This is a genomic window from Pseudomonas sp. St316, assembly GCF_018325905.1.
In the GTDB taxonomy this organism is placed as follows: Bacteria; Pseudomonadota; Gammaproteobacteria; order Pseudomonadales; family Pseudomonadaceae; genus Aquipseudomonas.
The window spans coordinates 2,385,367-2,409,384 of record NZ_AP021901.1; the positions used below are offsets into that span (position 1 = coordinate 2,385,367).

Consider the following 24,018-nt stretch of genomic DNA (forward strand, 5'->3'; position numbering starts at 1 on the left):
CCGCACTGGCCCCATCGCGAGCAAGCTCGCTCCCACAGTAGATCTGCGGTGGATGCAGATGCCATGTCCAACACCGGACCCTGTGGGAGCGAGCTTGCTCGCGATGGCGGTCAGACTGGCGACGGTATTCAAGCGGATTTCCCCAGTAGCATCAGCCGCATTGGCAGCAAATCGCTGGGCAGGATGATCAGCGTCTGCCACAGCGCCACGCCGCTGAGGCGGCAATACAATACAAGCATTGCCAGGGTGACACCCAGGTAGGCGATCGAGGACGCGGCGGCAGCACCGACGATGCCGTAGTGCGGGATCAAAATCAGGTTCAGCGCCAGGTTCAACAGCGCCCCCCCGCCCATCAGCAGCGAAACAGTGCCGGGGCGGTTCTTGCCCAGCAGGTCCAGGCGCAGGATGCTCGCAAAGCACAACCCGAACACCCCTGGCAGCAGCGCCAGCAGGGCCGGGTACGCCGGTTGATAGGCGATGCCGAACAGGGTGACGATCAGCCATTCGCCGACCAGTACCATGCCCAGGCAGGCGCCCAGCATGGCCGTGGAGGTCAGGCGCAAGGCCAGCGGGGTCAGGCGCTTCATATCTGTGTCTTGCTGCAGCAGGCGTTTCATCAGCGGCGTGGTGACCGCTTCCGGCACGATATGCAGCAGTTCGGCCGCCGCGCTGGCCATGGCGTAGTGCCCCAACGCCGTGCTGCCCAGCAGTGCGCCGATGAACAGGAAGTCCGAGCGCAGCATCAGTTGCTGGAACAACAGGTCCGGATGACTGCGGACACCATAACGCAACAGTTCGTTCTGGACGGTGCGATCCCACCGCAGAGTGAACGCATGATCCCGGCGCAACCACATCCAGCCCGCCAGTACTACCAGGCTCAGGCCCGCCAGCCAGCTGATCAGAGCCGCTTCCAGCGCCGCGTCTTTCCACATCCAGAACAGCACCACGAACAGCAGCAGTGGGACCAGGGACTCCATCAGCCGCAAGGCGTTGAACGCGCCGACACCGCCGGATGCATTGTGCAGCGTCAGCAGGCCGCTCTTGAGCACCGCCAGCGGCACGGCCAGCAACAGCAGCCAGGCCAGCAGTCCCAGTTGCGTGGTGACGTCCAGTTCGGCGCCGAACTCACGCACCAGCGCCACCACCAGCAGGGTCAGCAACCCCGCCAGCAGACAACCGAAGACCAGCACGTGGCTGAGCAACAAGCTCATCGAGCGGTGCTGCGCCGCCTGATAACCCACGGCGGAATTCAGGCCGCCACTGGTGATGGCGCTGATCAGGTCCGGCAGGGTGCTGAGTAGCGCCAGAAGCCCGCGTTCGCTGGGTCCCAGGATCCGTGCCAGCAACACGTTGCGCAACAGGCGCAAACCGATCATCGCCAGGCTCGTGCCCATGCTCAACGCCAAGAGCTTCAGATAATGTGCGCGGTTCATGAGCGGGCTCCTTGGCGAATGCGCCAGGCCAACAATTCAGGGTGACAGGCGTTGCGCTGGCTGACGCCAAAACGTGGCAGGTTCAGAGGGTCGCCGTCATGGCGATACAGTCCGGCCTCGGTGCCCAGTGCGAACGCAAAACCGTGGGCCGCCACCTGCTCGCGCACACGGACGTCATTGTCGCCGTTGGGGTAGCAATACACCGGCAGGGGTTGGGCGCAGCCATTTTCCAGGGCTGTCCAACTGCGGGTCAGTTCTTCATGCAGGCGCTGGTCGTCCAGCCTGGTCAGGATCGCGTGGCTGGCGCCATGGGGACCGAAGCGGACCAGGCCGGAATCTTCCAGCATGCGCACCTGGGGCCAGTCCAGCGCCTGGGGCTGGGAACCTTGCGGGCAGGCACTGGTGAGGTCGCTCAAGGTTTTTGGGTCGAGGGCCTTGAGACTCTGCAGATAGTGCAGCAGCGCCAGGCTGCGGCGCTCGTCATCGATGTCGTCGAGCAACACCGGCAACGGCCGACCGACGTGCTGCAACTGCTCGATCAGCGAGTGCCGTGCTACCTGCCCATGGCTGCCCCAGAGGGTTTCGCCGATGCTTTCCCACCAGAAATGCTGGCGACTGCCGACGAAATCGGTGGACAGGAAAATGCTCGCGGGCACCTGGTACTGGCGCAGCAGGGGAAAGGCGTTCATGGCGTTGTCGCGCCAGCCATCGTCGAAGGTCAGGGCTACCCGGGGACGGTTCGGAACGCTTTCAGGATCGGCCAGCAACAAGGTCATCAGGGGCACGCATTCAAAATACCGTTGCAGCCAGATCAACAAGTGTTCGAATGCCTCGGGCCCCACGCACAACTCGTTGCGATGGGGCAGCTCGGCGGCGCGGTCGTTGTTCAGCACACGGTGCAGCATCAGGATGACGCCGGCGCCACGCAAGGGATGGCGACCCAGGGACGTGTTCAGGTACAGCCAACCGCCGGTGCGCTTGAAGACGTATTTGATCGACATCAGCCGTGCTCCTTAGCGATTCTGCTCGGGGTTCCATTGGCTGTAGCGCTGGCCTCGCAGAAACTGCCAGAGCCCGATGCTCATGCCCGCCAGCGTCACCAGCACGAACGCGGCCAGGCGAAACGGTCGGGGCAGGCGGTGGCCAGCGTCCATCAACCCGATCAGCGCCATGGCATAGCCGAGCAGTTGCGCCATCAGGCTCAGGCGATAAAACACCTGCTCGTTCCACAACCAAACGTTGCTCAGCAGTAACGGCAGCAATAAAACCGGCGCCAGGCGGCGGATCAGCTTGTGGCTGATCAGCCCGATGGCATAGAGCCCGTGACGCAGCGGGTTGAGCAACTCACGGCGCTGGGCAAGGCTCTGCAACCCGCCGACGGTGACCCGCTGGCGACGGCGAAACTGCTTGTCGGCTTCATCCACGCCCTGGTCGGTCACCCGCGCCCGGGGGGCATAGACGATGGACTTGCCAGCCGCCGGCGCGCAGGTGCTGAGGAAAAAATCATCGTTGACTTGCGCCGGTATCGGTTGGAACAACGCCCGGCGCAAGGCCAGCAAGGCGCCGTCAGCCGAGACCATGCAGCCGGTACGACTTTCGACCCGGCGCAGCCAGCCTTCGTAGTGCCGATACAGGCTGTCTCCCAGGCTCAGGCCCTTGCCCGGTACGGGAATTTCCATATGGCCTGCGCAGGCACCGACTTCCGGATCTCCCAGCGGCGCCAGCAAATGGCCGAGCGTGTCCGGGAACCATTGGTTGTCGGCGTCGGTGAACACCAGAATTTCCCCGGTGCTGTGGGCCACGCCGGTATTGAGGGCGGCCGCCTTGCCCTGGCGTGGCAGGTCGAAAACGGTGACGCGCGGGTCGATCACTTTGCGCGCGCAGGCCACCGTATCATCGGTGGAACCGTCGCTGGCGAGGATGATTTGCAGCGAGCGTGCCGAGTAATCCTGGGCCAGCAGCGTGCGCAATTTCGCTTCGATGTGCCGCGCCTCGTTATGGGCGGCGATGACAATGCTGACGTTCATAGGCACTGCCGTGGTGTAGCGCCTCACCGGAAACAGGGGGGTGAGCAAGGTCAACAGCACGGGGTAGCCGAGGTAGGCGTACACCGGCAGCAATAGACAGGACCAGTAAAAGAACTCAGCCACGGGCAGGTCTCCTGACATTCCATTGAAAAAGATTGAGTAGCAGCGCGGCGCCCGTCAGGTGCAGGCGCACCCCGTGCAAGGCCCATAACTGCAAGGTCAAATGCGGGTCGCGCTGGCTCTGGCGCAGGCTCTGAACCAGGGCCGGCAACGTGCTGATCAACAGCAGGGTCAGGCCCAGGCGTGCCTGACCCTGGAGCAGGGCGATCAGCGCCAGGACGTCCAGGCCCCAGGCGCCAATTGAAAGCGCCGGGAAGCGCAACAGGCGCAGGCTCGGCCCATGGCTGCGCAACAACTGCCAGTGGCTGCCCTGGCGCCACAGCTCCTTGCTCATCCACTCGCGCCAGCTGGCTTCGTAGCCCCAATGCAGGGCCACGCTTTCGTTGACCAGCAACAATTGCGCGCCGGCTTGACGCAAGCGCAGGGAAAAATCCTTGTCTTCGCCAGTGCGCAGGGTTTCGTCGAAGCCGCCGACCTGTTCGAACCAGCTACGGCGCATCAGCAGGTTGGCGCTGGGCAGCCACTGCACCCGGTGCAAGGGGAGCGAACCCGGACGTTGGTTACGGCGCTGCCAGGCGCGGGCGAACCATGGCGCCGGTCCGGGCGTGTCCAGGTCGAGGCCCAGCACATCGCCTTGGCTGCCTTGCATTTCGATCAGCCGCTTGAACCCGTCGGCGGGCATTTCGATGTCGGCGTCGATGAACACCAGCCATTCACCACTGGCGAGCGCCGCGCCTCGGTTGCGCAGGGCGCCGATGTGCACGCCAGGTACGATCAGCACTCGCGCGCCCAGCTCGTTGGCGATGCGCGGGCCGTGGTCGTCCGAACCGTTGTCCACCACGATCAACTCGCAGTCCAGCTGCGCCTGCCGAGCGGCTTGCTGCGCCGCCCGCAGCGTGCGGCCGATGTGCCGGGCCTCGTTGTACATCGGGATGACGACGCTCAGGCGGCTCATGAGCGGGCCTCCTGCGGTTCGGCTTGTTCGGCGTCGTAGCGCAACAGGCTGGTCAAGGCGAGCATGATCCACAGCAATTTGTGGTTCGGCGCGCTGAGGAACATCAGGAACAACGCCAGCGACAGGAAACTCATGCCCAGGTGCGTCAACAGGTCCGCTTGGGCCCAGTCCCGGCGCTGGAGCCAGAGTTTGCGCGCGCGCATCAGGTTATAGAGGCCCAGCCCAATGGTACCGACAAACATCAAGCCGCCTGGCACGCCGATTTCGCTGAAGATTTCCAGGTAGGTGTTATGGGCCTGGCGGTACAGATCCCCGCGTTTACGATTGGCTGAGAATACCTTGGCGTAGCCGGTGGGCGCGTAGTGCTCCGGAAACGTTCCGGGGCCTGAACCGAGTATCGGTTTCTCGCGGATCATCTGGCTGCCCACCACAATGTACGAGGCGCGGCGACCCAAGGAGCCGTCCTGGTGGGCGTTGGTGCCGGAACTGAGGATGCTCAATGACTGGATGCGTGCCACGTAGCCAGCAGGCATCAAGGCGAATGTCGCCGGGACCATGAGTGCCAGGCCGAGCATCGCGAACCCCAGGTGCCGAGGACGTACGCGTGGCAGCTGCGCCCGATAGTGATACAACCCGATGATCAGACTGAGCGCCAGCACGACCAGCCCTGAACGCGATTCGGTCTTGGTCATGCCGCCCAGCAACAGGATGAGACCGCCCCCCAGAACAACCGGTGCAGCAGGTTTTGGCTGCGTATGGTCAACAACAATGCCAGCGGTATGGTAAACGCAATCAACAGCGCAAAGGCGTTCGGGTCTTCCAGCAAACCTGAGGCGCGGCCTTGATCCTGGTATTTGGCCGAAAACATCGCGAGCACGCAGGTGGTGGCGACGCTCACTGTCATCAGCCGGGCGAATATCTCCAGGTTCAGCTCGCGACCGATCAGCAACGTGATCACGAACAGGATCAGCCCTACTGTGAGTTCACGCAGCTGCGTCAGGGACAGGTCCATGTTTTCCGAAATCAACAAGCTCAGGCCATACAGCATCATGAAGCCGATCAGGGGCTTCCAGATATTGCTGCGCAAGCGTGTCGCGGGAATCTGGCGCAGGGCCAACTGCAAAATCAGGATCAGGATCAGCGCCAGGCCAAAGAACTTGGTGGCGGAAAACGCGCTGTCCTTGAACAGGCCTTCGAACGGCACCAGCGCGGCAATGCCCAGCAGGCCCCAGGCGGGCTTGCGGTACAGCATGGCGACGCCGACCAGGCCGAGCACCGCGCCCGGTGCCAGGAACGGATAAGGGCTGGCCAGCAATGCCAGGCAGACCAGCCCCAGCAGACTGACGATCGAGAGCGGGACGATCATGGCCGGGCCTCCCGTGCGGTGCGGATATAGAGCTGCGACCAGCGTTCGGCCAGCGTGCGCAGGTCGTAGCGGTCGCGTTGGGTGCGGCGTGCGTTGTCGGCGAGGATCTGCGCCAGGGGCGGTTCGCTGAACAGCGTTTCGATCTGGCGGGCCAACTCATCGGCGTCGGTTGGCGTGGCGAGCAGGCCGTTGTGACGATCCTGCAGCACATCGGGAATACCACCGACGCCGAACGCCACCACCGGTACGCCGGCCTGCATGGCTTCGAGCAGGATCATCGGCGTGCCTTCGGTGCGTGAGCTGATCACCAGGACATCGAGGCGGCTCCACCAGACGTTCATATCGGTCTGATAACCGGGCAGTTCGATGCGCGTGGGTAACCCGGCGTCGGCGATGCGCTTGAGCAAGGGCTGGCGTTCCGGGCCGTCGCCGAGCATCACCGCGTGCAGCGATGCATGGCGCTGGCACAGTGGGATCAAGGCGTCGAGGAACAGATCCGGGCCTTTCTCGCTGCTCAAGCGACCGACGTAGCCGACCCGCCAGTGTTGCCTGTCGTCGCGATGGGGCAGCGGCGTGGTGATGGCGGGCAGGCCGTTGGGGATTACGTCGAGCTTTTCCGCTTTCACGCTGGCCTGGCGGTGCAGCGCCGCGATGCTTTCGGCCACGCAAACCACTCGCTTGACCGGCGCGGTGCGGCACAGTTGAAGGCTCAACCACGTATAGAAGCGTTGCTTGGGGCTGCGTGGCGTGAAGCCGTGCTGGGTGATCACCAGCGGCAGGTGCAACAGGGTGGCCGCGGCCCAGCCGAACAACAGGCCCTTGAAATTGTGCGTATTGATCAGCGGGCGCTCGGCGCGCCGTTGCCGCAGATGCTGCAACAGTTCGGCCCAATTGGCGCAATGGTGGCAGTCGACCCCGGCCTGACGGAACCGCGTGATCAAGGTCGGCGGCGCCGCCAGGAACAGCACCTGATGCTGGCCGGGCGTCGCCACACAATGATCGAGCAGCATCCGCTCGGCTCCATAGAAGCCACCGCTGTCGAGCAGATGAATGATCGACAGGGGGGGCTGTGGTGGGACGGGCTGAACGGCGCGTTCAATTTTTCACCCAATGAACAAGACTGGGCACGCTCCAGTTGCGATGCGGGTTGATCTGATCGGGCGTTTGCTCGTTGATCACCAGCAGCACCGGCAGATCCAATTGGTGGCTGATTTGCGCAGGATGCTTGAAGCGATGGTCGAAGAACTCACGTACATAGACCAGGGCGATCGCCAACAGCAGGCCGCTGAACAAACCGAACGCGATGATCAGCATCGGCTTGGGAAACGCTGCGGCGGTCGGTTCGTATGGCGGGCTCAAGACGCGGGCGTTGGACAGGTCGTTGTCCAGTGAACGGACGGAGCTGGCTTCGGCGAACCGCTGCGCATAGGTGGAGAACGCCGCATGCAGGGCATTGATCTCGGTGTCCATCTGCCGCAGCTTGCTCTGGGTTTCCTGGAGCTGATGGATGCGCTCCTTGAAGGCGGCGATACGCTCGACCTTCTGATTGATCACCGAGCTGACCACCGCCAGGTCGGTGGTGCGTTCTTGAATGCGGTTGTTCACCACTTTCAGGAACTGCTGGCGGGTGCGCACGATCTGATCCCGGGCCAGCAGCATGGGTTCGCTGCCGGGCTGGAAGATCGCCAGGTCGTTCATGTAGCGGCTGACCTGGCTGGTCAGTTGCTCGCCCAGTTGCCTGATTTCCCGGTCTTCGAAGGCAATGTTGTCCACGGTGGTGGTGAAGGTGAACGGGAAGGTGTAGTCGTTGAACCGCGTGCTGTTCGCCGCCGCGAGACTGGTCTTCAGGTAATCGAGCCAGCGTTGGCTTTGCAGGAAACGGTCCTGAAACAAGTTCAAGGCCTGCTCTTCGGTGTTGATGGCGTTCAGGCGGAAGGTGATCTCCTCCTTGGGATCGGACGAACTGATGCCTTCAAGCAGTGCCAGGCGGTTGCCCTCCAAGCCATCGAGGCGCGTCTGGTACTGAAGCTTTTTCTGCTCATAGAACGTCTGCGGCAGCTCGATCGATTGCAGGTCCTGACGGCTGCCGAGGTAGTTCTGCAGCAGTTGCGCCACGAACCGGGTGCCCTGGGTCGGGTCACCGAAGCTGTAGACGATGGAGATGACATTGGAGCCGGGCAGGGTCTCGATCTTCAGGTTTTCGATGGCTTCGTCGGTCAACGTATCGAGCACGGTGTCGCGCATCGGATCGACCTCAAGTCCCAGGCTGTCGCGCACCGGGTTGATGACGTACTCGCGCAATGGCTGGGTGACGTAGCGCTTGAACGGTTCGCTCACCCATCTGTTGAGAATGCCTGGACTGGGGGTGTATTCGCCCTGTTCGCGCAGGGTCTTGATGGTTTCGCGAATCAACGCCGGCGAGCGCAGGATGTTGCTCTCGGTTTCCATGTCCGCCAGCGACGGTGGAACAAACGTCGCGTTTTCCTGGTTCAGCGAGGTCGTGGCGTCGCCCTGGGAGAGTTTTTTCGACTGGACGATCACCTGGGCGGTGATATCGAAGCTCTGCTTGAGCATCAACGGCAGCACCAGGGCGATCACGGCGAAAATCAGAAAGACGCGCTTCACCCACTGCTTGTTGGCGAAGAAGATCCTGAAGAACTCGTGCAGATAGTTTTCCTTGGGGTTCATGATCGATCACCTGGGTCAGTTGCTGTTGCTGCTTTTGTTGTCGAGGCGGTAGCCGAAGCTGACGCCAACGCCCTGGAACAACACCACGTCGGCCAGTTGCCTGGCCAGTTCGCCGGCGCTGGCTAGCTTGGTCTTGGGCACGAACAGCATGTCTTCCGGTTGCAGGTAGGCGATCTGCGATGCGTCGCCGCTCAAGGCCTTCTCCACGTCGTAGTGGCGAGCTTCGACCATATTGCCGTTGCGGCGCATGATGACCACCGAGTCGAGCCTTGCCTTGACGTTCGTGCCCCGGGCCAGGGTTAGCGCCTCGAGAACGGAGATCGGCCGGCGGATCGGGTAGGAACCGGGTTGAGCCACTTCACCGAGGACATAGATCTCGTTGCCGGCGGTGGACTTGAGCAGCACATCGACGGTCATGTGCCCGGGCAATTGGGTGTAGCGCTCATTGAGGAAGGCTTCCAGCTGGGTGACCGTCATGCCTTGCAGCGGCACGGAGCCGATTTCCGGAAAACTCGCGTAGCCGTCCCGGCCCACGGTGATTTCCCGGGTCATGCCGGTGCCGGGGTGGTTCAAGGTGTTGCGCAGGCTGTTCTCGCCGGCCAGCGGGCTGGTGACCAGCACCGTCAACTGGTTGCGATTGGGCTGGAAGAGCATCTTCTGGTCGTAGGCCCGTTGCACCGCGAGCCGGGCTTCGTCGGTGGTCAAGCCGCCGACCTTGACCGCGGTGTTGGCGCCCGGCAGTTCGATGCTGCCATCCGGCATGACTTGCTGCGTGCCATTGAGCTGGCTGGCGGCGGTGAAGTTCAGGGCCACCTGGTCGCCCGGCTGCACGCGATAGGTTTGGGGACCGGTGGTGCTGATGTGGAAGATCACATTGAGCACGTCCTGGGGCCGCAGGGTCTGTTCGACCTTGGGCATGTCGGTGGCCTGGGCGTTGGCCGGCTCAGCCGTGAGGATCTGCACCGGCATCGAGGTGGTATCACTGGTGCTGGAGCAACCGGCAAGCGGCAGCAACAGCAGGACAAGCATTCTGGCGTTCATCTCGTCATCCTTTTGCAGGCTTACAGGTTGTTGTAGAGCCACTTGGGCATGTAGTACTTGCGGCGGTTGAACACGCTGCCCACCACTTTCGCGCCGGCCTGGACCAGGCGCTGGCGTGTGGCCTGGGCCACTTCCCAGCGCGTGTCTTCACCGCGCACGACCAGCACCACGCCGTCTACCTGGGTACTGAGCACCAGCGTGTCGCTGGCCGAATACACCGCGTCGGCGTCGATCACCACAAAGCGGTATTGCGCCGCCAGTTGCTTGAACAGTGGGCGCAATCGCTCGGGGCTCAAGCGTTCTGCGTTGTGGCCCAGGCGCCCATGGGGCAATACGTCGAAGGGCAGGCTGGACGCCTGCACCACGCAGTCCTGCAACAGGGGCGGGGCGAGGCTGTTGAACAGCAGGTCGGTAAAACCGCGCTCCTTGTGCAACGCCAGTTGTTGGCTGAGGTTGCGCGGTGACTGGCTGGCATCCACCAGCAGTACGCGACCGTTGCTCATCTGCGCCAGTTGAGCGGCCAGCGCCATCGCGCTGGTGCTGGTTCCGGTGCCAGTGTTGGCGGCCGTCAAGAGCAGGATCCGCAGGGAAGGGTCGAGCACGGTCGAGGTCAGGTTGGTCTCGCTCGGGCTTGCGATGCTTAGGATATTCGTCGAACCGTCCATTTAACTCGCTCCGTGGCCGCTGAAAACTTTGAAGGGGGTAATCATCAGGATCTTCAAATCCAGCCACAGGCTCTGTTCAGCGATATAGCTGAGGTCCAATTCCACGCGCTGGTCGAAGTCGATATTGCTGCGCCCGGAGATCTGCCAAAGGCCGGTCATGCCGGGGTAGATGCTCAGGCGCACAAGATGGTTGTCCTTGTAGCGATAGGCGTTGAACGAGGTCGGCCGCGGGCCCACCAGGCGCATGTCGCCGGCCACTACATTGATCAGGTTCGGCAGTTCGTCGAGGCTGCTGCGGCGCAGGAACCGGCCGATAGGCGTGATGCGCGGATCATTGTCGATCTTGAAGTCGATGGCATCGGCGCCGTGTTTGTTGAGGTGGCGCAGCGACTCCTTGAGCGCCTCGGCGTCAGCAACCATGGTGCGGAACTTGTACATGCCGAAGACTCGGCCGCGATACCCGGTGCGCTTCTGCACGAACAGCACGGGACCGGGGCTGGAGAACTTGACCAGCAGCGCCAGGCCCAGCAGCAGCGGGCAGAACACCACCAGGATCGCCAGTGCGCCGAGGCAGGCCACTACGCGATTGGTGCGCGAGACTGTCCAGGGCCGGCCGCCGTCGCGACCGGTCAACCAGCCACGGCCCTGGCGGTGGATGGCCGCGTCCAGGCGCCTGCGGTGGTCGGGATCTACACGCTTGTCGCGTCCAGGGGCGTTGATCTCGATGACTTGCTCATGTCGGGTCATGGATTCCTCCGCTGAGGTTGGGCCGCAAGCGTTCAGTTGCGAGCGGTGCGTGGGCAGGCCGTGCGTAGTAATCGAGGAACCACTGGATGAAGCGGCCCAGGCCTTCGTCCAGTTCGATACCCGGCTTGAAACCGGTAGCCCGTGCCAGGTCGCTGGCATCGGCGCAGGTGTTGAGCACATCCCCCGCTTGCAGGGGCAGCAGTTCGATGCGGGCGGTTTGTCCCAGGTGCTTTTCCAAAAGTGCGACATAGGTGCGCAGCGCCACCGGGTGCTGCCCGCCGATGTTGTAGATCCGCCAGGGCGCGCGGCTGGTGGCCGGGTCCGGTTGTTCGTGATCCAACAGGGGCGTGACCTGGGGCGCACGGTCGATCAGGCGCGCGATGCTTTCGACGATGTCGTCGATGTAGGTGAAATCGCGTTGGTGCTCGCCGTGATTGAACAGCTGCAGCACACGGTCTTCGACGATGGCGCGGGCAAACTGGATCGGCGACATGTCTGGCCGGCCCCAAGGGCCGTACACCGTGAAGAAGCGCAGGCCGGTGCTGGGAATGCCGAACAGGTGGCTGTAGCTGTGGGCCATCAGTTCGTTGGCTTTTTTGCTGGCCGCGTACAGCGACAGTGGATGGTCGACGTTGTCCTGCACTGAATAAGGCGTGCGCGCGTTGGCGCCGTATACCGAGCTTGAGGAGGCGTAGATCAGGTGCTTGACCGGATAGCGTCGGCAGTTTTCCAGGATGTTCAGGAACCCGGTGATGTTGCTGTCGACATAGGCCTGCGGGTTTTCCAGGGAGTAGCGCACGCCCGCTTGGGCGGCAAGGTGAATCACGACGTCCGGACGCCGGGCCTGGAACAGTTCGTCGATGGCCGGTGCGTCGGCCAGATCGATCCGCGCGAGGGGAAATTCGCCGGCCTGGTCGTTCACCCAGGTCACGCGGTCGTGCTTGAGCTGCGGGTCGTAGTAGTTGTTGAAATTGTCCAGCCCGCACACCCGATGGCCGTCGCGCAGCAGTCGCAGCACGACGTGGGCGCCGATGAAGCCGGCCGCGCCGGTGACCAGGATGTTCACGCTTGTGGCCCTGATGCCGGGGTGCCCGGCACGGTGTGCCGCAGACCGATGCCGCGATACAACAGCCCGGCGGCGGCCAGCTGTTCGGGGTTGTACAGGTTGCGGCCATCGATGATTACCCGGGCGCGCAACTTGCTGGCCAACAGGTCGAAGTCCACCACGCGAAAATTCTTCCACTCGGTGCAGATCACCAGGGCGTCGGCGTCTTCCAGGGTGTCGTCGCGGGTGGCGCAGAGGTTCAGGTCCTTGCGATAGCCGTAAAGGCGCCGGCATTCGGACATGGCTTCCGGGTCATAGGCCTGCACCCGGGCGCCTTCGCGCCACAGCGCTTCCATCAGGTAGCGGCTGGGGGCTTCGCGCATGTCATCGGTGTTGGGCTTGAATGCCAGGCCCCAGATGGCAATCGATTTGCCGGCCAGGCCATCCTGGAACTGCGTCGTCAGTTTCTCGAAGAGGATGTGCCGCTGGCTGTCGTTGACGTCGGTGACGCTGCGCAACAAGCGCAGTGGCATGCCGTTTTGTTCGGCGGTGTGCAGCAAGGCCCGCAGGTCCTTGGGAAAGCACGAGCCGCCAAAACCGCAGCCGGGGTAGATGAAGTGGTAACCGATGCGTGGGTCCGAGCCGATGCCTTTGCGCACCGCTTCGATGTCGGCGCCCAGCCGCTCGGTGAGGTTGGCCAGTTCGTTCATGAAGCTGATGCGGGTGGCGAGCATGGCATTGGCGGCGTACTTGGTCAGTTCGGCGCTGCGGTTGTCCATGAACATCAGTTTTTCACGGTTGCGGCAAAAGGGCGCGTAGAGCTCCGTCATCTGGTCGCGGGCCAGCGGGTCGGCGGTGCCGACGATGATCCGGTCGGGGCGCATGCAATCGGCCAGCGCGCTGCCTTCCTTGAGAAACTCGGGGTTGGACACCACCCGCACGTTCAACTGTTTCAGGCCCCGCCGCGCCAATGCCTGGCGGGCGCATTCGGCGACTTTGTCGGCCGTGCCCACCGGCACCGTGGACTTGATGACCAGGGTGCGGTCGCTGTCCATGAAGTCGGCGATTTGCCGGGTGACGGCCAGCACATGGCTCAGGTCTGCCGAGCCGTCTTCATCGGCGGGAGTACCGACGGCGATGAAAATCAGCTCGCCATGGTTGACCGCGTCGCTGGCCTGGGAACTGAAGGACAGGCGTCCGGCCTTGATAGTGTCTTCGAGCAAACTGGACAGCCCCGGCTCGCTGATGGTCGGTACGGCCTGTTGCAGTTGCCGGATTTTGTTCGGGTCGATATCGACGCACAAAACGCGGTGTCCGACGTCGGCCATTGCGGCCGCCTGGATCAATCCGACATACCCCGTACCAAATACGCTCACGTCCATTTTTGGCGCGCCTCGCAGACCGAATGATGTAACTCGGATGAAACTGTTTAGAGGGGTATAGCGCAGCTTCAGGAAAGCGTGTCAGCAAAATGACAGTTGTCAGTGTTGGCAATTCAAGTGAAATCGGGCCTTTTGATATCAAGTCCTTGACTGTCTTAGTAAAGTGGCTGTTTTATTGGGTATTACGGGAATTTGACAAAGCGATAAACGGTAGTAATCCATAGGTTTTTACATTTTGTGACAGCATTTCGTGTCATTTTTGGGGTAACTTTTTTTTGACGCGTGCTTCGGATGAAGCATTTCTTGCGCTTTGAAAATCGGCTGCTACCGTGCAGGAACGAAGCGTTTTTGACACTGCGATCTGGTCGAGGAAAACATGGTCCGTTACCTCAAGGAACTGCTGCTGGTTCTGTACCTGTTCAAGGGGTACGACTATTACCTCGACCGTCTCAACGCGTTGGGCCTGGGGTTCGCAACGTTGCTGTTCGGCGTCATGTTCGCGGTGCTGGTGCTGGCGCTGTGGATGACTGCCTACATACGCCAGACCCTGGTGAGGCATATGTTTGCCTTGGCGATGTTTGTTTCAGCGGTGTTTTTCGAGGTCTACACCCGCGTCACGGACAGTTACCTGACCTATAGCCAGTTCGTTTCACTGGTGTACTCGGGGGATTTATCCAAGAGGCGGCCTATCAGTACCGTGGCGTGATTATCAGCGCGGCGATCAGCGGCTTGCTGCTGTTGTTCGGCATCGCCCTCAAGCCTCGGCGGGCGGTGCGGTTGCCCGGTTACCTGCCGATAGCGGCGCCCATGCTGGGGGTGTTGTTGCTCAGTGGCGTGTTGTTCGTGCGGGCGGGCGAGGGCGCGCGGGGCCTGCCGATGATGTACACGCCGTTGGTCTATTTGAATCTGTTTGCCTACGAGTCCTTGCACAGCACCATCGGTCCTCGGGAGCCCGTCACCCTGGTGCGACGGTCATCTTTGATCGAGCAGGATATTGTGCTGATCATTGATGAAAGCGTTGGCGGTAATTACCTGGATATCAACGCGCCATTCGGCGTCCACACCGGGCTGAAGGCGCCGCCCGAGGGCGTGGACATCGTCAATTTCGGCTATGCGGCCTCCATCGCCAATTGCAGCTCCGACACCAACGTCACCCTGCGCTATGGCGGCACGCGCGCCGACTACACGCGCATCAACAGCACCCGGCCGTCGATCTGGCAATATGCCAAGAAGGCTGGTTTGCGTACCGTCTACATCGACGCCCAGCGCACGGGTGGCTACCTGCAGAACCTGATGACCGATCTGGAAAAACAGGACATCGACGAATTCATCCAATTCGACCACGCCAGCGTGCGCGACCGCGACATGGCGGCGGCGGCGAAGTTGATCGAACTGCTGGGCGACAACCAGGCCGAACTGGTGGTGATCAACAAGGTGGGGGCGCATTTCCCGGTACACGACAAATACCCCGACGAGTTCATGAACTACCGCCCGGCATTGCCGCGAGGGCAGTTCCAGGAAGTATCCGACACCGGCAGCCGCGACGGCTTCAACGGCCAGAAAGATGACTGGTTGCTGTACCGCAACGCTTACCAGAACACCTTGCTGTGGAACGTCGGCGAGTTCTTCAAACGAATCTTCCAGCAGGGCGATTTGAGCCATGCTGTGTTGATCTACACCTCCGACCACGGCCAGGACCTGCACGAGCGCGGCAACCCCGGGCTCAACACCCATTGCGGCGGTGACCCGGTGGCCGAAGAAGGGTTGGTGCCGTTGGTCATCATCCAGGGCAGCCAATTGCACAGCCTCGATTGGCGCCAGGCCTGGGCTCGGAACAAGGACCGCTCAAGCCACTACAACATCTTCCCTACGCTGTTGCAGCTGATGGGGTACGAGCCGGCTGGGGTCGAAGCGATCTATGGCAAGTCCCTGGACCAACCGACCGATGACGACTTCACCTTCAACTACCGCTTCAACGCGCGGCTGGGGGCGAAACCGGCGTGGAAACACATTGACCTGGACCATATCGTCACACCGCAGCCTGGCCAGGCTGAAATGGCGGTGGGGCATTGATTGGCGGTCCCTATGCGCTGAGCTTTTTGTGGGAGCGAGCTTGCTCGCGATAGCTTCGGCACATCCAACATCACCGCGACTGATACACCGCCTTCGCGAGCAAGCTCGCTCCCACAGGTTTTTTTGTCGCCTGCAAATCCGCGGCCGAACGCCGATCCAATTGTGGGAGCGAGCCTGCTCGCGATAGCGTCGGCACATCCAACATCACCGCGACTGATACACCGCCTTCGCGAGCAAGCTCGCTCCCACAGGTTTTTTTGTCGCCTGCAAATCCGCGGCCGAACGCCGATCCAATTGTGGGAGCGAGCCTGCTCGCGATAGCGTCGGCACATCCAACATCACCGCGACTGATTGTAGTGGTCAACTTTTTCCGGACACCTCAATCGGTGTTTTTCAGGCTGCTTGCCGCTCATACTGATTGGGCGGCAAATAGCCCAAGGATGAGTGCATTCGCCTTTCGTTATAGAACCGCACAATGTAGTCCGTGATGTCCTTGATCGCTTCGCCATGGTTGGCGTAATCCTTCCTCCAAACACGCTCCATCTTCAGATTCAAGAAGAAGCGCTCCATGACCGCGTTGTCCCAGCAGTTACCCCGGCGACTCATGCTGCAGCGCATTCCATGCCGCGTCAGCAAGTCCTGGTAAGCAGTGCCCGCATATTGGCTGCCTCGATCCGAATGCGCGGTCAGACCCGGTTCAGGTTGTCTCTGCGCGATGGCCAGTTGCATCGCACTACACACTAACTCTGCCCGCATGTGCGGTGCCATGGCCCAGCCCACGATCTTGCGTGAGTACAAATCCATGACGGCCGCCAAGTACAACCAACCACTTCGGGTGCGGATGTAGGTGATGTCAGCGACCCATGCCTGGTTGATGCGCCCGGGGTTGAACTGGCGATTGAGTAGGTTCTCAGCCACCGGAAAATTGTGATTGCTGTCGGTGGTATGAACGAACTTACGCTTCCAGATCGGACGCAAATCCTGTTGTTTCATCAGGCGACGGACCTTGTGTCGTCCGATGGACACGCCATCGCCGCACAGTGCTTTCACCAAACGACGGCTGCCGTAACAGTGCTCATAGGACACGAATGCAGCCTTGACCTGGGCCGCAACCGAGCAGGCAGGTTTTGGCTTCAGGCGCCGCTGACGAGCTTCATAGAAGCCCGAACGACTAATCCGCAACACCCGGCAGACACGCGCCACCGGGTAGGCCTTGCATTGTATTTGGTGAACCAGACGATGGATCACTTCAACTCGCGGGCAAAGAAGGCCGTAGCTTTTTTTAATATTTCATTGTCCGTCTTCAGCTCGCGGACTTGCTGTTCAAGCTGGCGAATACGCTGTTGCTCGCTGGTCAATGGCTTACCAATCCCTGCACCGCCCAATTGCTCGGCTTGGTACTGCTGAACCCAGCGGCGCACGGCCGTGTCGCTCAAGCCTAAGTCTGTACAAACTGAATTCACACTGAGGCCTTGATCGACAATCATCTTGCAGACCTTCAGCTTGAAATCGGGGTCGAACTTTCTGTACTTCTTGGTCATGAAATATTCCTCAATAGGTGTAGTTTCACCTATTGAGGTGTCCGGGGTCATTAGACCAGCTCAGATACACCGCTTTCGCGAGCAAGCTCGCTCCCACAGGTTTTTTTGTCGCCTGCAAATCCGCGGCCGAACGCCGATCCAATTGTGGGAGCGAGCCTGCTCGCGATAGCGTCGGCACATCCAATATCACCGCGACTGATACACCGCCTTCGCGAGCAAGCTCGCTCCCACAGGTTTTTTTGTCGCCTGCAAATCCGCGGCCGGACGCCGATCAAATTGTGGGAGCGAGCTTGCTCGCGATAGCGTCGGCACATCCAACATCACCGCGACTGACACACCGCCTTCGCGAGCAAGCTCGCTCCCACAGGTTTTTTTGTCGCCTGCAAATCCGCGGCCGAACGCCGATCCAATTGTGGGAGCGAGCTTGCTCGCGATAGCGTCGGCACATTCAACATCACCACGACTGATACACCGCCTTCGCGAGCAAGCTCGCTCCCACAGGGAAAGTAGCCGTTGCCGCAGAATGGAATACACCCCACGCGACGAGCAAATACCAAGGCCCTGCGGCGCCTACCGGGTCGTGACGATCGGCTCAGGTCGGTCAGGGTCGTGCAGCAGCGTAAAGCCCCGATTCCGCAACGCACGACCAATGAAGCGCGAGCCGATGTCATTCAAGTGTGTGTCATCGCGGTACAGTAACTGCCCTTCAATGACCGGACTGCACAACCCTGCCGGGCAGATTACCTGGTTGGGGTCGATAAAGCGTACCTGGGGCAGCCTGGCGCGTATGCCGTCCCAATAGGGCGCCGTGATGTCCAGTGGGGCGGAGCAGGGACGCTGGGTGGCGAACATCAAGCGACGCACCGGACAGGTCGCGGCTTTATCGATGTTCTGGTTACTCAGGATTACGATGACCTGGCCGGTGTTCTGCGCCACGCGCTTGATGCTCGCTTCGATCGCGTTCCCAGCCGCTGCATCCTTCGGCCAGGCCCCGGCCAGCACGACATAGGGGTAGTGGTTCTGTTCGATCAACCCGAGCACCCGTTCATTACGTTTTCCACAATGGCTGACATACACCGTCGAGAGCCCGCCGGTGTAGTCGAAGATCGGCGGGCAACCGTCCAGGGTGTAGTCCATCAAGCTGATGCCATTGGGTTCGGCGAGGATGTCGACCATGCCCGTGAAATGATTGGCGAACGAATCACCCACCATGATCCCGTCGACTGGCTGCTTGCGCGCCCCAAGCCGGCAATCGGGGTTGGGATCGGCGCTGTACCGGGCATTGGGCATGTGGCAGCCGCTGCGAAGTTTGTTCGGCTCGGCCAGGGTCATTGCTTCGAGCGTCGCCACTTCAGGCGCAAAGCGCTGGGAAAATCCGCCTGATTGCAGGCTGGTCACCGCCAGCACGGCGAGCCCGAGGGCCGGTAGGGTGAATCGCCGCAGGAGCACGCGTGAAAACGGCAACTGCTTCCCGGTCCGTCGATAAGGGACCTCGACATAACGCCAGGACCACCAGGACAGCGCGATCGCCACCGCCACCAGCAAGGCTCCCACGGCAGGCGTAATGGCAATGTCCAGGTAATTCAGGAAAGCGATCAGGGGCCAGTGCCAAAGATAAAGCGAATACGAAATCAAGCCGATGAACACCATGGGCCGGTTGGTCAGCAGGCGCCAGCGAACCTCGCCACTGCCGGCCAGAATCAGCAGCGCCGCGCCCAGGCAGGGGATCAAGGCGTTGAGGCCAGGGAAGGGCGCCGCCGGGCTCAAGGCAAACATGGCAAAACCAATCAGCCCGGCCCCCGCCAGCCCATACCCCAACGCCGCTCTGCGGCCGAGCCTGCGTGGCTGATAGAGATAAATGCCCAGCGCACCGCCCAGCATTAACTCGAAAAACCGCGTGGGCAGCAAATAGTAGGAGGCAGTGGCGAAGACGTTCGTGGCGTACTCCGAAAACCCAACTGCCGCGACAATGCCGGCCCCCAGCACGGGCAGCAGGTAACGTGGCAGCAGGCGATAAAGCGCCAGGATGAGCAGCGGCCAGATCACATAGAACTGCTCTTCGATGCCCAGTGACCAGGTATGCAACAACGGCGCTTCGCTGGCGTCCGCCGCGAAGTAGTTGCCGTACTTCACCCAGATGTAGAAGTTCGAAACGCCCAGCAACGAGAACAGCGCGCTGATGTTGAGCCGGATCAGGTCGACGGGGGAAAGAATGAAGGCGCCGGCGACCACGCTTGCCAGCAAGACTGTGGTCAGTGCCGGCACGATGCGGTTGATGCGTCGCTGATAAAAACGCTTCAGTGAAAAGGTGTTCTGCCTGATCTCGGCAAACACCTGGGAAGTGATGAGAAATCCAGAAATGACGAAGAAAATGTCGACCCCCACGAATCCGCCCGGCAACAGACTGGCGTTGAGGTGATGAATGAACACGGCGATGACCGCAACGGCGCGAAGCCCGTCGATGTCGGGGCGATATTGGGTGTTAGGCATGGCGGCGATCGTCCTTTGATAGGAAGCAACCAGGTTCGTCACGTTTATGACGGTTGCGCCGACAGCCTGAAACGGCGGGTATGACTTATTGATTGATAGACGAAAAACCAAGCCAAGCAAGACTATTGGATCCAATTTATCTGGCAAGTGACAAACGGTAGATCCATTCCATAGGCTCATCCCGGGTGGGGCCGTCACTCAACTCCGCTATCCTGAGCCTCACGTTCATTCATTGAGCCTTTTCATGCTTGAAGTCCGCGATGTCTACAAAAGCTATCCCACCCCCAAGGCCCATTGCCGGTGTTGCAGGGTGTCGATCTGACCCTGATGCCAGGCAGCAGCCTGGCGCTGATGGGGGAGTCGGGCAGTGGCAAGAGCACCTTGCTGCACCTGGTCGCCGGGCTGGACAAGGTCGACCGCGGCAGCATTCGCAGTGGCGAGTCTCGGCTCGATGGCATGAGTGAAAGCCAGTTGGCGAATTGGCGACGCACGGAAATCGGCTTGGTGTTCCAGCAGTTCAACCTCATCAGCAGCTTGTCGGTGGAGGACAACCTGGCGTTCCAGGCGCGTCTGTGTGGCCGCTATGACGTGGCCTGGCAAGCTCACCTGGTGCAGCGGCTCGGGCTTTCTGGGCTGCTGCGGCGTTATCCCGAGCAGCTTTCCGGCGGCCAGCAACAGCGGGTGGCGCTGGGGCGGGCGTTGGCCTCGCGGCCGCCTTTGTTGCTGGCCGATGAACCCACCGGCAGCCTCGACGAAGCCACCAGCGACGAAGTGCTGCAACTGCTGCTGGAACTGCTGGAGGGTAGCCCCACCAGCCTGCTGATGGTGACCCACAGTCCACGGGTCGCGGCTCGCCTGGCCCAGCGCGTGGTGTTGCACGGTGGACAGTTGGCGCAGGTGGCCCAGGGGTGATGATTTTTCGCCAGACCCTCAAGGCCCTGCTCAGCCATTGGCGCCAACACCCGGTGCAATTCTTCAGCGTGCTGACCGGCCTGTGGCTGGCCACCAGCCTGCTCACTGGCGTGCAGGCGCTAAACAGTCAGGCCCGGGACAGCTACGCCCGGGCCAGCCAACTGATCGGCGGCCAACCCCAGGCCAGTCTTAGTGCACCCGGTGGCGGTACCTTCCCCCAGCAATGGTTTATCGAGCTGCGACGCCAGGGCTGGCCGGTGTCGCCAGTGTTGCAGGCTCGGGTGCTGCTCAAGGACCACGAGGATCAGCGCCTGCAACTGATGGGCATCGACCCGGTGTCGCTGCCGCCCGGTGCGGCACTGGCGGGGCAGGCGCGGGAGATGAGCGAGGTGGTGGAATTCTTTACCGACCCCGGTCGCACCTGGGTCGCTGCGCAGACCTTGCAGGCCCTGGGGCTGACCGAGGGCGACCGGCCTCGCACAGTCGATGGGCAATCCCTGCCGCCGCTGCATGCCCAGGTGGACATGGCGCCCGGCGTGTTGTTGATGGACATTGGTTTTGCCCAACAGGTACTCGGGTTGCCGGAGCAACTGTCGCGGCTACTGTTGCCCGCCACGTTCAACGCTGCGTTGCCGGAGGCGTTCAATGGTCGGCTTCAACTCAAGCACGCCGATGAAGAAAACAACCTGTCGCGCCTGACCGAAAGTTTTCACCTGAACCTCGATGCCTTGGGGTTCTTATCCTTCGTGGTGGGGCTGTTCATCGTTCACGCGGCCATCGGCCTGGCCCTGGAACAACGCCGCAGTCTGTTGCGAACCCTGCGCGCCTGTGGCGTCAGTGCGCGGGTACTGGTCACCAGCCTGACCTTCGAATTGGGCGCGTTGGCCTTGCTGGGTGGGATCGCCGGGGTGCTCAGCGGTTATTGGCTGGCGAGCCTGTTGTTGCCCGATGTCGCGGCGAGTTTGCGGGGTTTGTACGGCGCCGAAGTGGCCGGGCAGTTGAACCTCAGCCCGTGGTGGTGGCTCAGCGGCGTCGGCCTTAGCCTGCTCGGTGCGCTACTGGCCGGCGCCGACAGTCTGTTGCGGGCGGCGCGCCTGCCATTGCTGGCGCTGGCCAACCCCCAAGCCTGGCATCAGGCCCATTCGCGATGGCTGCGGCGCCAGGGTTGGGTGGCGACGGTGGCGGTGTTGATTGCCACATCGGCGTTGATCTGGGGCGACAGCCTGGCCAGCGGTTTTGTCCTGATGACCGCCTTGTTGCTGGGCGCGGCGCTGGCCTTGCCGGTGCTGCTCAACAGCGCGCTGAAGCGGCTGTTGAGCCGCAGCCGCTCGGTGCTCGGACAGTGGTTTCTGGCCGATTGCCGTCAGCAATTGCCAACGTTGAGCCTGGCGCTGATGGCCTTGTTGCTGGCGCTGGCGGCGAACATCGGCGCCGGCAGCATGACCGCCGGTTTCCGCCAGACCTTCAGCAACTGGCTCGAACAACGGCTGACCGCCGAGTTGTACATCAACCCGCAAACCCCGGCCCAGGCAGACGAACTGTACGCCTGGCTCAAGCAGCAAGCGGCGATCACTGCCGTCGTTCCCCTTTGGCAAGTCTCGGTCCCGTTGCAGGGCTGGCCGACGGATATCCACGGCATCATCGATCACCCCCACTATCGCCAGCATTGGCCGCTGCTGGAATCGGCCGGCGACAAGCCGTGGGAGCAACTGGCCGCCGCCGACACCCTCATGCTCAGCGAACAACTGGCCCGGCGCCTCAAGGTGAGCATCGGCGATCAGTTGACCCTGGCGACGCCGAAGGGGCCATGGGCACTGCGTATCGTTGGAATCTACGCCGACTACGGCAATCCCAAGGGCCATGTGCTGGTCAACGCCGAGCATTTGCTGGCGCACTGGCCGAACCTGACGCCGAACCGTTTCAACCTGCGCATCGAACCGCCCGCAATCCCGGCGCTACTGACCGCGTTGCAAGGCCGGTTCAGCCTGGACGACAGCCGCATCGTCGATCAGGCCCGGCTCAAGGGTTGGTCGACCCAGGTGTTCGAACGCACCTTCGCCGCCACCGCCGCCCTCAACAGCCTGACCCTGGCGGTGGCCGGGGTGGCGTTGTTCATCAGCCTGCTGACCCAGAGCCAGAGTCGCCTCGGCCAGTTGGCGCCGCTGTGGGCATTGGGCGTGACGCGCCGGCAGTTGATGTTGCTCAACCTCGGCCAGACCTGGCTGTTGGCGCTGCTGACCTTGGTCCTGGCGTTGCCGCTGGGCATCGCCCTGGCCTGGTGCCTGGACACGGTGATCAATGTGCAGGCCTTCGGTTGGCGCCTGCCGTTGCGGGTGTTTCCGTTGCAACTGGTGCAGTTGCTGGCCCTGGCGATGCTCGCCACGCTACTGGCGTCGGCCTGGCCGCTGTATGCGTTGTACCGCACCCAGCCGGCGGATTTGCTGAGGACCTTTGCCCATGAAAATTAAAGTGGGTGTGTTGTTGCTGGCGTTGCTCAGTGGTTGCGATGACTCAGCCCCAACGCAAAAGGGCTTTGCCGGCCTCGGCGACCAGGCTGCCGCGTTCACACCGGTTGTGCCTGGGCGGGTGTTCAGTTTCCCCGCCGACCATGGCCTTCATGAAGGTTTTCGCATCGAGTGGTGGTACGTCACCGCCAATCTCAAGGATGCCCAGGGGCATGAGTTCGGCGTGCAATGGACGCTGTTTCGCAGCGCCTTGAATGCCGCGCCCCAGGCCAGCGGCTGGCGCAACCAGACGATCTGGCTCGGCCACGCGGCGGTCACATCCGCCACGGTGCATCATGCTGCCGAGCGTTATGCCCGAGGCGGGGTGGGGCAGGCCGGGGTGCAGGCGGTGCCCTTCAATGCCTGGATCGACGACTGGCAATTCAATACCCAGGCTTCAGGCACCGAGCCGTTGGCAGAGATGCAATTGAAGGCGCGCGACCCACGCTTCAGCTATGCATTGCGGCTGACGTCGAGCCGACCGCTGGTGTTGCAGGGCGATCGAGGTTTCAGTCAAAAATCCGAACAGGGGCAGGCGTCGTATTACTACAGCCAGCCGTTCTTCCAGGCCAGCGGTGAATTGGAAATCGATGGCCAGCGTTACGCGGTCAGCGGTCCGGCCTGGCTCGACCGCGAATGGAGCAGCCAGCCCCTGACCGCCAGCCAGACCGGCTGGGACTGGTTTTCCCTGCACCTGGACAACGGCGAGCACCTGATGCTCTACCGCATGCGCCGCAAGGACGGCGCGCCTTATCTCACGGGCACTTGGATCGATGCCCAGGGCCGGGCGCAAACCCTGCGCGCCGAGGAAATCAGCCTTGTGCCCCAGGACACCACCAAGGTTGCCGGGCGCTCGATGCCGATAGGCTGGGCCATCAAGATCCCCAGCAAACAACTCGACATCACCCTCCACGCGCTCAATCCCAATGCCTGGATGAACCTGCGCATTCCCTATTGGGAAGGCCCGGTGCAGCTGCGTGGCAGCCAGGGCGGCAACGGTTACCTGGAGATGACCGGCTACTGAAAGTC

The 24,018-nt window shown here is 62.0% G+C and carries 15 protein-coding genes and 3 pseudogenes; 4 read left to right on the plus strand and 14 right to left on the minus strand.

What is annotated here, in order from left to right; all coding sequences use genetic code 11:
* Positions 1-128: 128 nt before the first annotated feature.
* The 12 genes and pseudogenes from KI237_RS10830 to KI237_RS10885 form a co-directional block, all read right to left on the minus strand.
* Positions 129-1,433: an oligosaccharide flippase family protein gene (locus KI237_RS10830; protein WP_212799800.1), complete on the minus strand. Its 1,305-nt coding sequence runs from the start codon at positions 1,431-1,433 to the stop codon at positions 129-131.
* Entirely contained in the window at positions 1,430-2,434 is a 1,005-nt protein-coding gene (locus KI237_RS10835; RefSeq protein ID WP_212799801.1) for a polysaccharide deacetylase family protein, read from the minus strand. Before KI237_RS10835 ends, KI237_RS10830 begins: the two co-directional genes overlap by 4 nt.
* Positions 2,435-2,446: 12 nt before the next feature.
* On the minus strand, positions 2,447-3,583 hold the full coding sequence (locus KI237_RS10840) for a glycosyltransferase family 2 protein (protein ID WP_212799802.1): 1,137 nt from the start codon (positions 3,581-3,583) through the stop codon (positions 2,447-2,449).
* The gene (locus KI237_RS10845; protein ID WP_212799803.1) at positions 3,576-4,535 is read right to left on the minus strand and encodes a glycosyltransferase; all 960 of its coding nucleotides are present in this window, start codon (positions 4,533-4,535) and stop codon (positions 3,576-3,578) included. Before KI237_RS10845 ends, KI237_RS10840 begins: the two co-directional genes overlap by 8 nt.
* Positions 4,532-5,901: pseudogene (locus tag KI237_RS10850) on the minus strand (O-antigen ligase family protein). Before KI237_RS10850 ends, KI237_RS10845 begins: the two are co-directional and overlap by 4 nt.
* Positions 5,898-6,911: a glycosyltransferase family 4 protein gene (locus KI237_RS10855; protein ID WP_212799804.1), complete on the minus strand. Its 1,014-nt coding sequence runs from the start codon at positions 6,909-6,911 to the stop codon at positions 5,898-5,900. Before KI237_RS10855 ends, KI237_RS10850 begins: the two are co-directional and overlap by 4 nt.
* Positions 6,912-6,996: 85 nt before the next feature.
* Positions 6,997-8,589: a GumC family protein gene (locus KI237_RS10860; RefSeq protein WP_212799805.1), complete on the minus strand. Its 1,593-nt coding sequence runs from the start codon at positions 8,587-8,589 to the stop codon at positions 6,997-6,999.
* Between the two features lie 15 nt (positions 8,590-8,604).
* Complete coding sequence (locus KI237_RS10865; RefSeq protein ID WP_212799806.1) at positions 8,605-9,630, minus strand: polysaccharide biosynthesis/export family protein; 1,026 nt, start codon at positions 9,628-9,630, stop codon at positions 8,605-8,607.
* A 20-nt stretch (positions 9,631-9,650) separates the two neighbouring features.
* Positions 9,651-10,295, minus strand: coding sequence for a CpsD/CapB family tyrosine-protein kinase (locus KI237_RS10870; protein WP_212799807.1), 645 nt, complete (start codon positions 10,293-10,295; stop codon positions 9,651-9,653).
* Positions 10,296-11,042, minus strand: a complete 747-nt coding sequence (locus tag KI237_RS10875; RefSeq protein ID WP_212799808.1) for a sugar transferase — start codon at positions 11,040-11,042, stop codon at positions 10,296-10,298.
* Complete coding sequence (locus KI237_RS10880; protein WP_212799809.1) at positions 11,029-12,108, minus strand: NAD-dependent epimerase; 1,080 nt, start codon at positions 12,106-12,108, stop codon at positions 11,029-11,031. Before KI237_RS10880 ends, KI237_RS10875 begins: the two co-directional genes overlap by 14 nt.
* On the minus strand, positions 12,105-13,469 hold the full coding sequence (locus tag KI237_RS10885; protein ID WP_212799810.1) for a UDP-glucose dehydrogenase family protein: 1,365 nt from the start codon (positions 13,467-13,469) through the stop codon (positions 12,105-12,107). The genes KI237_RS10880 and KI237_RS10885 overlap by 4 nt, the downstream gene beginning before the upstream one ends.
* 376 nt (positions 13,470-13,845) lie before the next feature.
* Between KI237_RS10885 and KI237_RS10890 the strand changes: the two are divergent.
* Positions 13,846-15,542 (plus strand): annotated as a pseudogene (locus KI237_RS10890) (sulfatase-like hydrolase/transferase).
* A gap of 393 nt (positions 15,543-15,935) precedes the next feature.
* On the opposite strand, the gene KI237_RS10895 reads toward KI237_RS10890, so the two are convergent.
* A protein-coding gene (locus KI237_RS10895; protein ID WP_212799811.1) for an IS3 family transposase occupies positions 15,936-17,083 on the minus strand; the annotation gives its coding sequence in 2 pieces (ribosomal slippage) (positions 15,936-16,828 and positions 16,828-17,083; 1,149 coding nt in all).
* Between the two features lie 570 nt (positions 17,084-17,653).
* Positions 17,654-19,573: an acyltransferase family protein gene (locus KI237_RS10900; protein ID WP_212799812.1), complete on the minus strand. Its 1,920-nt coding sequence runs from the start codon at positions 19,571-19,573 to the stop codon at positions 17,654-17,656.
* A 244-nt stretch (positions 19,574-19,817) separates the two neighbouring features.
* Between KI237_RS10900 and KI237_RS10905 the strand changes: the two are divergent.
* The 3 genes and pseudogenes from KI237_RS10905 to KI237_RS10915 all read left to right on the plus strand — a co-directional run bounded on the left by KI237_RS10905 (position 19,818) and on the right by KI237_RS10915 (position 24,013).
* Positions 19,818-20,485 (plus strand): annotated as a pseudogene (locus KI237_RS10905) (ABC transporter ATP-binding protein).
* Positions 20,485-22,953 (plus strand): ABC transporter permease, encoded by a 2,469-nt coding sequence (locus KI237_RS10910; protein WP_212800586.1) that lies wholly within the window; start codon positions 20,485-20,487, stop codon positions 22,951-22,953. The pseudogene KI237_RS10905 and the gene KI237_RS10910 overlap by 1 nt, the downstream one beginning before the upstream one ends.
* Positions 22,943-24,013 carry a lipocalin-like domain-containing protein gene (locus KI237_RS10915; RefSeq protein WP_212799813.1) on the plus strand — a complete coding sequence of 357 codons (1,071 nt, stop codon included), beginning with the start codon at positions 22,943-22,945 and terminating at the stop codon, positions 24,011-24,013. The genes KI237_RS10910 and KI237_RS10915 overlap by 11 nt, the downstream gene beginning before the upstream one ends.
* Positions 24,014-24,018: the final 5 nt, after the last annotated feature.